We start from the raw sequence: 15,889 nt of genomic DNA on the forward strand, positions 1-15,889 counted from the left end.
GCATGCCTGGCCGCTCGTCAGACCGATCCGGGCATTCAGGTCATGCCCACACAAGCGTGGCGCAGTATTTTTCAAGGCCATGTTCTTATTTAAAACAGCGGCTTAGACGCATATTTCGAATATTGTCCGAGGACTGATTATCCAGATCTCACGATTATTGCGAGGGGATATTTGCCAAGCAATTATCAGGTAATTCCTGTACGATGCTTGGCCAAGTTAATTTTCTACAGGTTAATGGCCGCCATGCGCGTAAAAGCATCCACCAGCAAAGCAAAGCCAGCTCCAGCCGTTGAAACCAGCGAGTCGATCAACAGCCAGATCGCAGCGTTCCTCAAGTCCGGCGGTGAAATCCAGCAAATTGCCAAAGGCGTCAGCGGCCAGACGTTCGGCCCGTCCAAGCAGATCACCCTGGGCAAAAAGTAACCCCCCTCGCGTCACCTGGTCCCAAAGCGCTTTGAGCCTCGAAGCGCTTGGACTGGAACCCTCGTCACTCCCTCCGGCCCCCCTTCAAATCCATGGAAATCGACGAACGGCCTTCGCTGCCGATCATTCGCCGGTATCCTTGCAAGCGTCTGGATCAAGCGTTTTAGCGGGCTCGCCAGCCTGCCCTCGCTGTTCATGGAGTGACGCATGTTCAAACCTTCCTGTTTATCGGCATTGCTCGGCAGTCTGTTGCTTTGCTCCGCGGCACACGCACAAATCTTTCAGCGTGAACTGGGTGCCTTCGATCTCAAACTCGGCACCACCCCCACCCGCAGCATGGCCCAAGGCCTGGTCAAACCCTCGGCCGTCGGTTCGTTCCACGGAGGCCTGGACCTGAGCCACGACAGCGGCTTCTACGTGGGCCAATGGTCACCCAGCATGGGCATCAGCCCGGGGAAAGACCTCGAGATCGATTCCTACGCGGGCTTTAAACAACCCTTCGACCAAACCCTCGGCTACGAAGTGGGCCTGATCCGCTACAGCTACCCCGAAGTCACCATCCCTGACAGCCAGGAACTGTTCGGCGGCCTGACCTTGCTCGGCAGCCGTTTCGGCATAGCCTTCAGCAACGACCCGGACAAACAGAACAACACGCTGTTCGCTGACTTGAGCGGCAATCAACCGTTCGGTGTCGGCATCAGCCTGAAATACACCACCCACCAATTCAATACGCCAGTGGCGGTGGATGGCGGGTATGTAGGCAGTTTTACCGATTGGTCGCTGAAATTGTCCCGCCCGTTCATGGGCATCGACCTCGACCTGATCTACAGTGACTCCAGCCTGAGCGGCAGCGGTTGCTCGGCCTATGCCGGGCACAACAGCCAATGCGACGGGCTGGTGACGCTCAAGGCCGAACACGCGTTCTATTGATCGGCTGAACTGCCGGCCCCCTCCTGGGCTCACAAGAGAATCAGACCCCGAAGACTGGCTTTCGCAAGGATTCGCCCATGTCCCGCTGGCTCAAACATATCGCCGTTGTGTTGGCCGTTACCCTCGCCCTCGGCGCGTGCAGCCGCGTGGGCCTGGCCTACCGCAATCTCGATGTGATCATCCCGTGGACGCTCAGCGACTACCTGGACATGAACGGCGAGCAGAAAAGCTGGCTGGACGAACGCTTGAAGGAACACCTGAGCTGGCACTGCACCACCCAAATGCCTGGCTATCTCGACTGGCTGGACCGCCTGCAAACCATGATCGCGACCAACCAGGTCACCGATGCCGCCTTGCAGGCCCGCGCCCACGAAGCCGAACAGGCGATCGCCGAGACCGCGCGGGAAATCACCCCGTCGGCCATCGAGTTGCTGCAAGGGCTGGATGACAAGCAAGTCGCCGAAATGAACGATGCCTTCGCCAAGGACCGGCGCAAACGCCAGGAGGAATACCTCAAGCCCACCCTCGACCAGCAGATCAAGGAGCGCAGCGCGCGCATGGAGAGGCGCCTGAACGACTGGCTCGGCCCACTGAGCAACACCCAGCAACAACGGGTCACCACATGGTCCAGGGCCTTGGGTGATCAGAATACGCAGTGGCTGGCCAATCGTGTCCATTGGCAGAAACAGTTCAGCGCGGCCGTCGCGCAACGCCAGAGTCCACAATTCCCACAACGAATCGAGACACTTCTGATCAATCGCGAGAGTTTGTGGACACCCGCCTATCGTCAGGCCTTTGCCAACACCGAGGCCCAGGCACGTTCGTTGTTCGTGGATCTCATGGCTGCAAGCACACCGAGCCAGCGCGAACGATTACTGAAGAAAATCGAGGGTGTGAGGAAGGACTTCAGCGACTTGAAGTGCCTGAAAGCGGCGAAACAAGGCTAAGTGCAACACAAGTCCCCTGTGGGAGCGGGCTTGCTCGCGAAGACGTCGTCACATCCAACATGGATGTGACTGACAGACCGCTTTCGCGAGCAAGTCGAATCGTCGCACCGCCGCTCCCACAAAGGCACAACCGCATCTCAGGCAATCTGCGCCTTCGACGCCACCTGATCAAACGTTATCTCATCCAGCGCATCCTCCTGTTCATCGAGCACCTGCCGCGGGTGATCATTACCGGGAATACTGCTGTCGAGCAGGCTCAATAAGCACGAACCCCGCGCCGTCAAAATGTAATTGGCACCCGTACCCCCTTCGTCCTCCGGTCGCGGCGCGATATAGCCACGCATCAGCAGCAGCTTTTCGTACTCGCCAGCCACCGTTTTCAAGTGATCAAGATTATCTATCGACTCGCCTTCCGCGGCCTTCTGCGCCGCATGCTGTTCGGCGTAAGGCCGCGGCGTGAAGTTGTGGCCCGCGCTGTTTTGCGCTTCATGCAGCAAGCGCTCTATCAAGTCCCAGTTGTAAGTCGTCATCCTGATTCAACCTCCGGTGTCCGTTCGATGGATGCCCGTGCAATTGAACGGGCCTTACAGGTTGTGACCGGTGCGCCCGGCAGCCGTTCAGACGGCCTTTCGCTGACGACCGACCGGCGGCATGTCGAATTCCACCCAAGCCAAACGACTAGTCTGTGTAGGTCACCTCCCAGCCCCACGCAGGAGAAAACAACATGAACATCCAGAATCACCCCGTCGTGTCGCGGGAAGAATGGCTCGCCGCCCGCAAACAACACCTGATCCACGAGAAAGCCTTCACCAGGGAACGGGACAAACTCAGCGCCGAACGCCGCGCCCTGCCCTGGGTGAAAATCGACAAGGACTACCATTTCCAGGGGCCCAATGGCGAACTGAAACTGGCGGACCTGTTCGGCGGCCGCAGTCAGTTGGTCATCTACCACTTCATGTTCGCCGAGGGCTGGGACGAGGGCTGCCCCGGCTGCTCGTACCTCAGCGATCACATCGACGGTGCCAACCAGCACCTGGCCCACCACGACATTGCAGTGGTGGCGGTTTCCCACGCACCCTTCGATGAATTCCAGGCGTTCAAGCGGCGCATGGGCTGGAAGTTCGACTGGGTGTCGTCGGCAGGATGCGACTTCAACTACGACTTTGGCGTCTGTGCCCGGGCCGAAGAGGTCGCCGCAGGAAAGGCTACGTACAACTACGAAAAAACCGACGGCGCCGAGGAAGAACTCCCCGGTCTCAGCGTGTTTTATCGCAATGAAGCCGGCGAAATCTTCCACACCTACTCCACCTATGCCCGCGGCCTGGACATGCTGGTCGGCGCCTACAACTACCTTGACCTGACGCCCAAGGGTCGCAACGAGGAGGAAATCATGGAGTGGGTGCGCCACCATGACAAATATGAGGAGCAGGCGAAGTCGAGTTGCTGCCACAGTGGTTAGCCCCAGACACCTAGGCGCGGCCTTCGCGGGCAAGCCCGCTCCCACAGTTTTCTGTGTTGTTCACAAAACCCGTGGGCTTGCCCGCGAAGTGGCCCTGATAACCAACGCAAATATCACAGACTGAACTTTCCCCAGGGGCCAGCGCTCAACCGGATAACCCGCCTTGACCAGAGCTGAGGCCCCTGCCCATGAAACCACTGCTGAAGACGCTCACTCTCGCCGCTGCCCTCGCTTGTGCCCTGCCCGCCTGGGCCTGCACTCCCGAGGAAGCCACCGCCAAACGCGAACAACTGGCCCAGCAAGTGGCCAGGCTCACCGAGCAGAATCCGACCAAGGCCAAGGAGATCAATGACGAGTTGCAAAAAATGGATCTGGGCACTGCCTCCAAAGACTTGCCGGACAAGTGCCAGTTGATCGACCAGCGCTTGAAGGAGCTGGGCTCTGCCGAGAAGAAAACCGAAGGCTGATAGACGCCAGGAATAAAAAAACCCGGACACTGTCCGGGTTTTTCCTGGGTCACTTACAGCGACTTACTCAGCCGCTGGCGCTTCCGGCTTGCGGCGCTTGAGCGGCGCCATGCCGTCCTTGCTGACCAGGGAATCGCTCTTCGGCCGGTTGGCGCTCTTGCGCTTGGTCGGTGTCTTGGCGGCAGTTTTCTTCTTGTCGCCCTTGGCGTCGGTCTTTTTCTTCTTCACCCCGACAGCCTTGCCCGAGGCCTTGACCTTCTTCGGTCCGCCGTAGGTGCCTTTGACTTCCTTGATGGTGCGGCGCTCGAAGCTCTGCTTGAGGTAGCGCTCGATGCTCGACATCAGGTTCCAGTCGCCGTGGCAGATCAACGAGATTGCCAGGCCATCGTTACCGGCGCGGCCGGTACGACCGATACGGTGCACATACTCGTCGCCACTGCGCGGCATGTCGAAGTTGATCACCAGGTCCAGGCCGTCAACGTCCAGGCCGCGAGCGGCGACGTCGGTGGCAACGAGGATTTTCACGCCGCCCTGCTTCAGGCGGTCGATCGCCAGTTTGCGATCCTTCTGGTCTTTCTCGCCGTGCAGCACGAACGCTTTGTATTCCTGCGCCACCAGGCGGCCGTAGATGCGGTCGGCCATGGCCCGGGTGTTGGTGAAGACGATGGCCTTCTGGTAGGTCTCGTTGGCCAGCAGCCAGTTGACGATCTGTTCTTTGTGCTGGTTGTGGTCAGCGGTAATGATTTGCTGGCGGGTGGTGTCGTTCAGCTGGCTGACCGCGTTGAGCTGCAGGTGCTCAGGGTTGTTCAGGACCTTGGCGATCATCTCGCGCAGGCCCGAGCCACCGGTGGTGGCGGAGAACAGCATGGTCTGCTGACGGTTGGTACATTCGTCCACCAGACGCTGCACGTCTTCGGCGAAGCCCATGTCGAGCATGCGGTCGGCTTCGTCGAGCACCAGGACTTCAACTTCTTTCAAGTCGAGGTTGCCGGCGTTCAGTTGCTCGATCATCCGGCCCGGCGTACCGATCAGGATGTCCGGCACCTTGCGCAGCATCGCGGCCTGGACCTTGAAGTCTTCGCCGCCGGTGATCAGGCCAGACTTGATGAAGGTGAACTGCGAGAAGCGTTCAACTTCCTTCAGCGTCTGCTGGGCCAGTTCGCGGGTTGGCAGCAGGATCAGGGTCTTGATGCTGACGCGGATTTTCGCCGGGCCTATCAGACGGTTGAGGATGGGCAAAACGAATGCGGCGGTTTTGCCGCTACCGGTTTGCGCCGTCACCCGCAGGTCACGCCCTTGGAGCGCCAGCGGAATGGCCGCGGCTTGCACAGGCGTTGGCTCGACAAATTTCAGCTCGGCCACGGCTTTGAGCAGGCGTTCGTGCAGGGCGAATTGGGAAAACACGGGTGCTACCTCGAAGAAATGCAAAAAAACAGCTGCATAGGGTAACGGTTTCGAGCGCTCAGGCCGAGTTTCTTTATGCAAATGGCGGTAAACAGTTGGTTTTTTGTTGCCTTGTTTTTCCCGAAACGCAATACAAAGCGTCTTAAATGCTCTAATCGCCTCTCGCGCCCTACAGAAGAATCGTTTTGACCATGGATATCAAACAGCTCTGGATCAACGTCCTGGACCTTTGGGGTGCCCTCGACCAGCACCCGCTCTTACATTCCAGCCTGGCGCTGCTGCTGTTGCTGGCCATTGCGCTGTTCCTCGGACGGGTGGCGCGCTACCTCATACTGCACGCGGCAAAAATGCTCAGCCGCCAGCCGGCCCTGCACTGGGTCAATGATTTTCTACAGAACAAGGTGTTTCATCGCCTGGCCCAGATCACGCCTTCGCTGGTCATCCAGTTCGGCCTCAATCTGGTGCCGGACCTGAGCAAGACCAGTCTGAATTTCCTCGGCAACGTCGCCCTGTCCTTCACCTTCCTGTTTCTGCTGCTGGCGGTCAGCGCCCTGCTCAATGCCCTGCTGGACATCTACGCCCGCACCGAACACGCCCGCACCCGCTCGATCAAGGGTTATGTGCAACTGGCGAAAATGGTGCTGTACGTGTTTGGCGCGATCATCATCGTCGCGACCTTGATCGACCGCTCGCCGCTGTTGCTGCTTTCGGGCCTGGGTGCCATGTCGGCGGTGATTCTGTTGGTCTACAAGGACACGCTGCTGTCGTTCGTCGCCAGCGTGCAATTGACCAGCAACGACATGCTGCGGGTCGGCGACTGGATCGAAATGCCCCAGGTGGGCGCCGACGGCGATGTGGTGGACATCACCTTGCACACGGTCAAGGTGCAGAACTTCGACAAGACCATCGTCTCGATTCCGACCTGGCGCCTGATGTCCGAGTCGTTCAAGAACTGGCGCGGCATGCAGGCTTCCGGTGGCCGCCGGATCAAGCGCAGCCTGTTCATCGACGCCAGCGGCGTGCGCTTCCTGCGCGACGACGAGGAACAGAAGCTGTCCCAGGTGCACTTGCTCACCGACTACATGACCCGCAAACAGGCAGAACTCAAGGCCTGGAACGAGGCCCAGGGCAACGTCGCGGCCATGTCGGCCAACCGTCGGCGGATGACCAACATCGGCACTTTGCGCGCCTATGCGCTGGCCTACCTGAAGAGTCATCCGGGGATCCAGCCGAACATGACCTGCATGGTCCGCCAGATGCAGACCACGGCCCAGGGCATTCCACTGGAAATCTACTGTTTTACCCGCACCACGGCGTGGGCCGACTACGAGCGGATCCAGGGAGATATTTTCGACTACCTGCTGGCGGTGCTGCCGGAGTTCGGATTGAACCTGTATCAGCAGCCGAGCGGGACGGATTTGCGGGCGGGGATATTGCCGGCGGTACTGGGCGCGAGCCATATTCCCGAAGCTGAAAAGCGCAGGGTGTAACACCACAAAAAACAAATGTGGGAGCGGGCTTGCTCGCGAATGCGGTGCGTCATTCAACATTGATGTCGACTGACAGTCCGCTTTCGCGAGCAAGCCCGCTCCCACCGGAATTACATCGTTTTCAGAAATTGCGAGTTACTTGACCTGCCGCTGCGGTGCCTTGTGCACCATGGTGTAGGCGTAATCCACGCCCATGCCGTACGCGCCGCTGTGTTCGAGCACCAGTTCCATCACCGCCTCGTAAGTGTCCTTGTGTGCCCAGTCACGCTGGTATTCGAGCAACACTTGTTGCCAGGTCACCGGTACCGCGCCGGCCTGAATCATCCGTTGCACCGACATGTCGTGGGCTTCCTTGCTGGTACCACCGGAAGCGTCGGTGACGATGTACACCTCGTAGCCTTCTGCCAGGGCTTCCAATGCCGGGAAAGTCAGGCAGACCTCGGTCCACAGCGCGGCAATGATCAGTTTCTTGCGGCCGGTGGCTTTCACCGCGTCGACCAGTGCCTTGTCTTCCCAGGAGTTCATCGAAGTGCGCTCGATCGGCTTCTGATCCGGGTGCACCGCCAGCAATTCGGGCCAGATGTAGCCGCTGAAGCTTTCGGTTTCGACCGAGGTGTAGATGGTCGGCACGTTGAAGATCTTCGCCGCCTTGGCCAGGCCCACGGTGTTGTTCTTCAGGGTCTGACGATCAATGGACTGCACGCCGAAAGCCATTTGCGGCTGGTGGTCGATCAGGATCAGGGCGGAGTTGGTTGGGTTGAGCAGTTCACGAATAGACATGGCGCGTTCCTTTTGATGTCGATACTTCGAATGGGTAAGGGGTTGGTCGACGTTGCCTTCAGCGGCGTTGTTGTCGGCTTGGATGTCACTTTAGGGGCTGGCGATAAAAGGGACAATTACCTAAAATCGAGAATCATTGATTCTAAAATAGGGACAATATGGATCGCATCGAATGCATGCGCGCCTTCGTCGTCACGGTCGGCGAGAACGGCTTCGCCGCAGCCGCCCGGGCCATGGACGTGCCGCGCTCGAAAGTCAGCAAACAGATTCAGGCGCTGGAAGAAGCCATCGGTGTGCAATTGCTGCAACGCACCACCCGCAGCCTGCACCTGACCGAGGCCGGAGCCGAGTATTTCGATGCAGCACGGGAAGTGTTGGCGGCACTGGATGAGGCCGAGCAACGTGCCCGTGACGGCATCGGCGAGTTACGCGGTGTGTTGCGGGTCAATGCACCGATGTCGTTTGGTCTTCGGCGGCTGGGGCCGTTGATTCCGCTGTTTCATGAACAGCACCCGAACATCGAACTGCAACTGGTGCTCAGCGACCAGCAGGTCGACCCGGTGCGGGGCGGCTTTGACGTGACCATCCGCATCGCCAGCATGCCCGACTCGACCATGATCGCCCGACAACTGGCGCCCGCACCGCGCATCATGGTGGCGTCCCCGGCTTATCTCGAACGCGCGGGCGTTCCACAGACTCCGCAGGATCTGCGCACCCATCAATGTCTGAACTACGGGTATCTGCAGAGCGGTGTCAGCCTGCAACTGTGCAATGGCAAGGAAACCCAGCGAGTGAACGTCACCGGCCCACTGCACGCCAACAACGGCGACCTGCTCGCCCAGGCCGCCGAAGCCGGCATGGGCATCGCCCTGTTACCGGACTTCATCGTCGAGGATGCGCTGGCGGCCGGGCGGCTGGTGCCGGTGCTGTGCGAATGGCAGGCCCCGGCGATCACCATCAACGCGGTGTATTCGTCGGCGCGGCGGGTGCCGCAAAAGACCCGGGCGTTTATCGAGTTTCTGGTGGGGCAACTGGCGCCGAAGTGATTTATTAATTCACACAACTTCCTGTGGGAACGAGCTTGCTTGCGATGGCTATTTCACAGCCGACATCTTTTCCGACTGTCATGCCGTCATCGCGAGCAAGCTCGCTCCCACAAGGCTCAATGAACGGCCAAAGGCTTGCGTATACCCAACCGACTGATCCACACCGCCAGCAAAATCACCGAACCGCCGAGCAACAATCGCCCAAGTTCTTCATGCTGGTTCCAGATCAGCAGATTGATCAGCAACCCCACGGGCACATGCAGGTTGTTCATCACCGCCAGGGTCCCGCCATTTACCATGCACGCCCCCTTGTTCCACCAATACAAACCCAGCGCAGTCGAGACCAGACCGAGGAACAGCAGCACGCCCCATTGCAAAGGCGCTTCGGGCAGGAAGTTCTGTTTGCCGAACAACAGAAACGCCGGTAATGCCACCGCCAATGCGCCAAGGTAGAAGTAGCCGAAACGTCGGTAATGCGGCAGATCGCTCGGGTGGCGGGCGACCAGGTGTTTGTACAGCACCTGCCCGGCGGCATAGGTGAAGTTGGCCAGTTGCAGCAGCAGGAAACCCATGAAGAAATCCGGGTTGATCCGGTCAAAGCGAATCACCGCCGCCCCCGCCACCGCCACCAGCGCCGCGACCAGGGCCCAGGGATTGAAGCGACGATTGAGTGCATCTTCGATCAGGGTCACGTGCAACGGCGTGAGGATGGTGAACAGCAGCACTTCCGGCACCGTGAGTACGCGAAAGCTCAGGTACAGGCAGACGTAGGTCACGCCGAACTGCAAGGCGCCGATCAGCAGCATGCCGCGCATGAACGCCGGCTCCACCGAGCGCCAGCGGGTCAGCGGGATGAACACCAGCCCTGCCAGGAGCACGCGCACCAGCACCGCGAAGTAACTGTCGACATGACCGGCCAGGTATTCGCCGATCAAACTGAAGGAAAACGCCTGGATCAGCGTGACAAAAAGTAGATAGCCCATGCTCGCCTCGTTTTGAATGGCGGCGACGATAGCGGGTTTTGCTACTGATCGCGAACACCCAAACCATACAAAAATCCATTGTGGGAGCGAGCTTGCACGCGATAGCGGTGGATCAGTCAACATCATTGTCGACTGACACTCAGTCATCGCGAGCAAGCTCGCTCCCACGGGTTTTTTAGGTGCTTGTTAAATCACAGGCAAAAAAAAGCCCGATCTCGCTAAAGCGTTCAATCGGGCCAGAGCACTCAGGAGCAACAAGTGCGAAGGGAGGTTCGATGCGCGTACAGGCTTGAAGGGGTGCGCCAGGTCACTAGACCATCCAGCGATTATCTGGCGATTAATGGATCAGGCCACTTGCGCAAGCCTGGCGTTCGCCTGGTTCAGGCCTTTCTCCTGGAAGTCACCGCCCAGGTTCATGCCTTCGGCGTGGATGAACGTCACGTCGTGGATGCCGATGAAGCCCATGACCTGACGCAGATACGGTTCCTGGTGATCGGCGGTGCTGCCGGCATAGATGCCACCACGAGCCGTCAACACATAGGCGCGCTTGCCGCTGAGCAGGCCCTGCGGACCGGTTTCGGTGTACTTGAAGGTCACGCCGGCACGCAGCACGTGGTCAAGCCAGGCTTTCAGCGTGCTGGGGATCGCAAAGTTGTACATGGGCGCGGCCATGACCAGCACATCGGCGGCGAGCAATTCGTCGGTCAGCTGGTTGGAGCGTTCCAGGGACGCCTGTTCGATGTCGCTGCGCTGCTCGGCGGGTTTCATCCAGCCACCCAGCAGGTTGATATCCAGATGTGGCACCGGATTGACCGCCAGGTCCCGGACAGTGATCTGGTCATTCGGGTGAGCGGCTTTCCACTGACTGATGAACGTCTGGGTCAGTTGACGGGAAACCGAGTCTTGCTGACGGGCACTGCTTTCGATGATCAGAACGCGGGACATGGGATGTAGCCTCCATCTGAGAATGCTGTAGGTCGATGGAGTGAAGGTTAAACAGAGTCATATCGATGAAAAAGCGCAAATAACTGCTATAACCCATCAATAAATTCGTTTATAAGCTCAACATACTCTGTGGGAGCGGGCTTGCTCGCGAATAGGCCGTGTCAGTCGACATGAACGTTGAATGACGCACCGCCTTCGCGAGCAAGCCCGCTCCCACAGGAGATTGCTGTTATTTCGGGGTGCAGGTCAGCTCGATGCGCAGCTTGATGATGTTGCGGCTAAATTTGGCGGTGGCATTTTTGTGCTTGCCGGCCGGTACGTCGATCTTGCGGGTACGCGGTGCTTCCGGGCCATTGATGAAGACGGCCTTGCAGCTTGCATCGACGTCGCCGTAGTTGGCCACCTGGATGGAGCCGATGTCGCTATCCGTGTCGTAGGTCTGGTAATCGATCTTCATGCCGTTGAGGTCTTTCTTCACATCGATCGGGTAAGCCATCGCCGTCAACGGCAGCAGCGCCAGCAACACACAACAGATTTTTTTCATTCAGCAGCCTCCAGTAAGGGCTGCCAGCTTAGGACAAGAGGAGCTCAACATGAAAGCGCCCCGCGTGACCCTTGATCAATGGCGAACGCTGCAAGCCGTGGTCGATCACGGTGGTTTCGCCCAGGCCGCCGAGGCGCTGCATCGCTCGCAATCATCGGTCAGCTACACCGTGGCACGCATGCAGGATCAGCTCGGCGTGCCGCTGCTGCGCATCGACGGACGCAAAGCCGTGCTGACCGAAGCCGGCGGCGTGCTGTTGCGCCGCTCCCGGCAACTGGTGAAACAGGCCAGCCAACTCGAAGACCTGGCCCATCACATGGAACAGGGCTGGGAAGCCGAAGTGCGCCTGGTGGTCGATGCCGCTTACCCAAGCGCCCGCCTCGTCCGCGCCTTGACCGCGTTCATGCCGCAAAGCCGTGGCTGCCGGGTGCGCCTGCGTGAAGAAGTGCTGTCGGGCGTGGAGGAAGTCCTGCTCGAAGGCGTGGCCGACCTGGCCATCACGGGCTTCAGTATTCCCGGTTACCTGGGCGCGGAATTGAGCGACGTCGAGTTCGTTGCGGTCGCCCACCCCGAGCATCCCCTGCACCGCCTCAACCGCGAACTGAGCTTCCAGGACCTGGAAAGCCAGATGCAAGTGGTGATCCGCGACTCGGGCCGCCAGCAACCTCGGGACGTCGGCTGGCTCGGGGCCGAACAGCGCTGGACCGTCGGCAGCCTGGCCACCGCCGCGACCTTCGTCAGCAGCGGCCTGGGTTTTGCCTGGTTGCCCCGGCACCTGATCGAACGGGAACTCAAGGAAGGTACGCTCAAGCTGCTACCGTTGGATCAGGGCGGTAGCCGCAACCCGAGTTTTTACCTGTATTCGAACAAGGACAAACCACTGGGACCTGCCACGCAGATTCTCATCGAACTGCTGCGCACCTTTGACACCGCACCACTGGACGCCCCGTTCGCCGCCCCCGAACAAGCCTGACACGGAGTGTATGCATGGCCTATTTCGAACACGAAGGTTGCAACCTGCATTATGAGGAATATGGCCACGGCACGCCGCTGCTGCTGGTCCACGGCCTCGGTTCCAGCACCCTGGACTGGGAAAAGCAGATCCCGGCACTGGCCACCCGCTACCGGGTGATCGTCCCGGATGTACGCGGTCACGGCCGATCAGACAAACCCCGGGAGCGCTACAGCATTGCCGGTTTCAGCGCCGACCTGATCGCACTGATCGAGCACCTCAATCTCGGCCCGACCCACTACGTCGGCTTGTCCATGGGCGGCATGATCGGCTTCCAGCTGGGTGTGGACCAGCCGAAACTGCTGAAAAGCCTGTGCATCGTCAACAGTGCGCCAGAGGTCAAACTGCGCAGCCGCGACGATTACTGGCAGTGGTTCAAGCGCTGGAGCCTGATGCACGCACTCAGCCTGCGCACCATCGGCAAGGCATTGGGCAGCAAGTTGTTCCCGAAGCCCGAGCAGGCCGACTTGCGACAAAAAATGGCCGAACGCTGGGCAAGAAACGACAAACATGCTTATCTCGCCAGCTTCAATGCCATTGTTGGCTGGGGGGTCCAGGAACGACTTTCCAAGGTCACCTGTCCAACCCTCATCGTCAGTGCCGACCGCGACTACACACCGGTGGCGCTGAAGGAAAACTACGTAAAACTGCTGCCCGATGCGCGGCTGGTGGTAATCGCCGATTCACGCCACGCCACGCCACTGGACCAGCCGGAACACTTCAACCAAACGCTGCTGGATTTTCTGACCGCAGTCGACACCACCACTCAGGATCACTGACCCATGCTGAAAAAAATCGCCCTCGCCGCCGGCACCGTCCTGTTTGCCGCCAACCTGATGGCCGCAACGCCCGCCAAGGCGCCGCACGTTTTGCTGGAAACCACCAATGGCCAGATCGAAATCGAACTGGACCCGGTCAAGGCGCCGATCAGTACCAAGAACTTCCTTGAGTACGTCGACAGCGGCTTCTACAACAACACGATTTTCCACCGCGTGATCCCCGGCTTCATGGTTCAGGGCGGCGGGTTCACTCAACAGATGCAGCAAAAAGAAACCAAGGCGCCGATCAAGAACGAACACAACAACGGCCTGGTCAACGTTCGTGGCACCTTGTCCATGGCCCGCACTTCCGTGCCTGATTCGGCCACTAGCCAGTTCTTCATCAACGTCAAGGACAACGACTTCCTTGACCAGGGTGACGGCTACGCCGTGTTCGGCAAAGTGGTCAAAGGCATGGACGTGGTCGATATCATCGTCAACACGCCTACCACCAGCAAAAACGGTATGCGTGACGTGCCGGCCGACCCGGTGTTCATCAAGTCGGCCAAGCGCATCGACTGAGACTAAGCTGGACAAGGATGTCCGAGCCGTTGCCGGTGTTTGCCGGCAACGCTCAAAACGTTAAAAGGAGAGCCCGCTCGCGGGCGAACGACCCATGCTTTATCGCCGCTTTGAAAAACTGATCGACGTTTTCCGTGAAGCACCGACGGCGTCCCCGCCGGATCGTGTATTCCCTTTTTATACCTACTACCTCAAGCAGGTCTGGCCGAGCTTCGCCGCCCTGTTGATCGTCGGCCTGATTGGTGCATTGATCGAGGTGGCGCTGTTCAGCTACCTGAGTCGCATCATCGACCTGGCCCAAGGCACGCCGAACGCCAATCTGTTTCGCGAGCACGCCCTCGAACTGACCTGGATGGTGGTGGTGGCGCTGGTGCTGCGCCCCATATTCGTGGGCCTGCATGACCTGCTGGTGCACCAGACCCTCAGCCCCAGCATGACCAGCATGATCCGCTGGCAGAACCACAGCTACGTGCTCAAGCAGAGCCTGAACTTCTTCCAGAACGACTTCGCCGGGCGCATCGCCCAGCGCATCATGCAAACCGGCAACTCACTGCGTGACTCCGCCGTGCAAGCGGTGGATGCGTTGTGGCATGTGCTGATCTACGCCATCAGTTCGCTGGTGCTGTTCGCCGAAGCCGACTGGCGCCTGATAATCCCGCTGCTGACGTGGATTTTCGCCTTCATCGGCGCCCTCTGGTACTTCGTGCCACGGGTCAAGGATCGCTCGGTGGTGGCGTCCGATGCGCGCTCCAAACTCATGGGGCGCATTGTCGACGGCTACACCAACATCACCACCCTGAAGCTGTTCGCCCACACCCACTTCGAGCAGCAATACGCCCGCGAAGCGATCAAGGAACAGACCGAAAAAGCCCAACTGGCCGGCCGCGTGGTCACCAGCATGGACGTGGTCATCACCAGCATGAACGGCCTGCTGATCGTCTGCACCACCGGCCTGGCCCTGTGGCTGTGGACGCAGTCGCTGATCAGCGTCGGGGCAATCGCCCTGGCCACCGGTCTGGTGATCCGCATCGTCAACATGTCCGGCTGGATCATGTGGGTGGTAACCGGCATCTTCGAAAACATCGGCATGGTGCAGGATGGCCTGCAGACCATTTCGCAACCGGTCAGCGTCACCGACCGCGACCAGGCCAAACCCCTGGCGGTGGCCCGTGGCGAAGTGCGTTTCGAGCAGGTGGACTTCCACTACGGCAAGAAGAGCGGGATCATCGGCGGCCTCAACCTGACCATCAAGGCTGGCGAGAAAATCGGCCTGATCGGCCCTTCCGGCGCGGGCAAATCGACCTTGGTCAACCTGCTGCTGCGCCTGTACGACGTCGAAGGCGGACGCATCCTGATCGACGGCCAGAACATCGCCGACGTCAGCCAGGAAAGCCTGCGCGAACGCATCGGCATGATCACCCAGGACACCTCGCTGCTGCACCGCTCGATCCGTGACAACCTGCTGTACGGCAAACCTGACGCCACCGATGCCCAACTCTGGGAAGCGGTGCACAAGGCCCGGGCTGACGGTTTCATTCCTTTGCTGTCCGACGCCGAAGGCCGTACCGGTTTCGATGCCCATGTCGGTGAGCGCGGGGTGAAACTTTCCGGCGGCCAGCGCCAGCGCATCGCCATTGCCCGTGTGCTGCTCAAGGACGCGCCGATCCTGATCATGGACGAGGCCACCTCGGCGCTGGATTCGGAAGTCGAAGCGGCGATCCAGGAAAGTCTCGAAACCCTGATGCAGGGCAAGACCGTGATCGCCATCGCTCACCGGCTCTCGACCATCGCCCGGATGGACCGGCTGGTGGTGCTGGAAAACGGCAAGATCGCCGAAACCGGAACCCACGCCGAATTGCTCGCCCATGGAGGCTTGTATGCGCGGTTGTGGCAACACCAGACCGGCGGGTTTGTCGGGATCGATTGAGTCCCGGAACAACACACCGCCCCTATGGGAGCGAGCTTGCTCGCGATGACGGAGTGTCAGTCGACAGAAATGGCGTCTGATCCACCGCTATCGCGAGCAAGCTCGCTCCCACAGGGATAAGCGTTATACCGAAGATTGAAAAACCGCCAGGCCCTGTCAAACACGGGGCCTGGCGGTTTTTCATGCCTGCTG

17 protein-coding genes are annotated in these 15,889 nt (G+C 59.6%); 11 read left to right on the forward strand and 6 right to left on the reverse strand.

All coding sequences use genetic code 11. The annotated features are described in order from the left end of the window. Positions 1 to 234 precede the first annotated feature (234 nt). From KSS91_RS21395 to KSS91_RS21405, 3 genes are all read left to right on the forward strand, one after another. On the forward strand, positions 235 to 423 hold the full coding sequence (locus KSS91_RS21395) for a PFL_1563 family small protein (RefSeq protein ID WP_015096330.1): 189 nt from the start codon (positions 235 to 237) through the stop codon (positions 421 to 423). 207 nt (positions 424 to 630) lie between these two features. After that, positions 631 to 1,353 carry a TorF family putative porin gene (locus KSS91_RS21400; protein ID WP_217836042.1) on the forward strand — a complete coding sequence of 241 codons (723 nt, stop codon included), beginning with the start codon at positions 631 to 633 and terminating at the stop codon, positions 1,351 to 1,353. Positions 1,354 to 1,430: 77 nt separating this feature from the next. Then, on the forward strand, positions 1,431 to 2,300 hold the full coding sequence (locus KSS91_RS21405; protein ID WP_217836043.1) for a DUF6279 family lipoprotein: 870 nt from the start codon (positions 1,431 to 1,433) through the stop codon (positions 2,298 to 2,300). A gap of 137 nt (positions 2,301 to 2,437) precedes the next feature. On the opposite strand, the gene KSS91_RS21410 is transcribed toward KSS91_RS21405, so the two are convergent. Beyond that, positions 2,438 to 2,830, reverse strand: a complete 393-nt coding sequence (locus KSS91_RS21410; RefSeq protein WP_217836044.1) for a transcriptional regulator — start codon at positions 2,828 to 2,830, stop codon at positions 2,438 to 2,440. A gap of 194 nt (positions 2,831 to 3,024) precedes the next feature. Here KSS91_RS21410 and KSS91_RS21415 point away from each other — a divergent pair, with 194 nt between their 5' ends. Beyond that, positions 3,025 to 3,759 (forward strand): DUF899 domain-containing protein, encoded by a 735-nt coding sequence (locus KSS91_RS21415; protein ID WP_217836045.1) that lies wholly within the window; start codon positions 3,025 to 3,027, stop codon positions 3,757 to 3,759. Positions 3,760 to 3,947: 188 nt separating this feature from the next. Then, on the forward strand, positions 3,948 to 4,226 hold the full coding sequence (locus KSS91_RS21420) for a hypothetical protein (protein WP_015096335.1): 279 nt from the start codon (positions 3,948 to 3,950) through the stop codon (positions 4,224 to 4,226). Positions 4,227 to 4,289: 63 nt separating this feature from the next. Here KSS91_RS21420 and KSS91_RS21425 read toward each other — a convergent pair whose 3' ends face one another. Then, a complete protein-coding gene (locus tag KSS91_RS21425) occupies positions 4,290 to 5,630 on the reverse strand; it encodes a DEAD/DEAH box helicase (protein WP_007972492.1) in 1,341 nt (446 codons plus the stop codon). Positions 5,631 to 5,821: 191 nt separating this feature from the next. On the opposite strand from KSS91_RS21425, the gene KSS91_RS21430 reads away from it, so the two are divergent. Further along, positions 5,822 to 7,120, forward strand: coding sequence for a mechanosensitive ion channel family protein (locus tag KSS91_RS21430; protein WP_217836046.1), 1,299 nt, complete (start codon positions 5,822 to 5,824; stop codon positions 7,118 to 7,120). A gap of 135 nt (positions 7,121 to 7,255) precedes the next feature. Here the strand turns inward: KSS91_RS21430 and KSS91_RS21435 are convergent, their stop codons facing one another. Next, a complete protein-coding gene (locus tag KSS91_RS21435; protein WP_008018228.1) occupies positions 7,256 to 7,900 on the reverse strand; it encodes a hydrolase in 645 nt (214 codons plus the stop codon). Between the two features lie 158 nt (positions 7,901 to 8,058). On the opposite strand from KSS91_RS21435, the gene KSS91_RS21440 reads away from it, so the two are divergent. After that, the gene (locus KSS91_RS21440) at positions 8,059 to 8,946 is read left to right on the forward strand and encodes a LysR family transcriptional regulator (protein ID WP_046043699.1); all 888 of its coding nucleotides are present in this window, start codon (positions 8,059 to 8,061) and stop codon (positions 8,944 to 8,946) included. A 116-nt stretch (positions 8,947 to 9,062) separates the two neighbouring features. Here the strand turns inward: KSS91_RS21440 and KSS91_RS21445 are convergent, their stop codons facing one another. From KSS91_RS21445 to KSS91_RS21455, 3 genes are all read right to left on the reverse strand, one after another. Then, positions 9,063 to 9,929 (reverse strand): carboxylate/amino acid/amine transporter, encoded by an 867-nt coding sequence (locus KSS91_RS21445; RefSeq protein ID WP_217836047.1) that lies wholly within the window; start codon positions 9,927 to 9,929, stop codon positions 9,063 to 9,065. Between the two features lie 345 nt (positions 9,930 to 10,274). Next, entirely contained in the window at positions 10,275 to 10,874 is a 600-nt protein-coding gene (locus KSS91_RS21450; protein ID WP_015096339.1) for an FMN-dependent NADH-azoreductase, read from the reverse strand. Positions 10,875 to 11,103: 229 nt separating this feature from the next. Beyond that, on the reverse strand, positions 11,104 to 11,418 hold the full coding sequence (locus KSS91_RS21455) for a hypothetical protein (RefSeq protein WP_015096340.1): 315 nt from the start codon (positions 11,416 to 11,418) through the stop codon (positions 11,104 to 11,106). Between the two features lie 49 nt (positions 11,419 to 11,467). Between KSS91_RS21455 and KSS91_RS21460 the strand changes: the two genes are divergently transcribed. From KSS91_RS21460 to KSS91_RS21475, 4 genes are all read left to right on the forward strand, one after another. Beyond that, positions 11,468 to 12,391, forward strand: a complete 924-nt coding sequence (locus KSS91_RS21460; RefSeq protein ID WP_007972479.1) for a PA3225 family LysR-type transcriptional regulator — start codon at positions 11,468 to 11,470, stop codon at positions 12,389 to 12,391. 14 nt (positions 12,392 to 12,405) lie between these two features. Then, entirely contained in the window at positions 12,406 to 13,209 is an 804-nt protein-coding gene (locus KSS91_RS21465; protein WP_217836048.1) for an alpha/beta fold hydrolase, read from the forward strand. Positions 13,210 to 13,212: 3 nt separating this feature from the next. Next, the gene (locus tag KSS91_RS21470; protein ID WP_217836049.1) at positions 13,213 to 13,770 is read left to right on the forward strand and encodes a peptidylprolyl isomerase; all 558 of its coding nucleotides are present in this window, start codon (positions 13,213 to 13,215) and stop codon (positions 13,768 to 13,770) included. 94 nt (positions 13,771 to 13,864) lie between these two features. Next, positions 13,865 to 15,697: an ABC transporter ATP-binding protein gene (locus KSS91_RS21475; protein WP_015096342.1), complete on the forward strand. Its 1,833-nt coding sequence runs from the start codon at positions 13,865 to 13,867 to the stop codon at positions 15,695 to 15,697. Positions 15,698 to 15,889 lie beyond the last annotated feature (192 nt).

The organism is Pseudomonas azerbaijanorientalis (assembly GCF_019139795.1).
Taxonomy (GTDB): domain Bacteria; phylum Pseudomonadota; class Gammaproteobacteria; order Pseudomonadales; family Pseudomonadaceae; genus Aquipseudomonas; species Aquipseudomonas laurylsulfatiphila.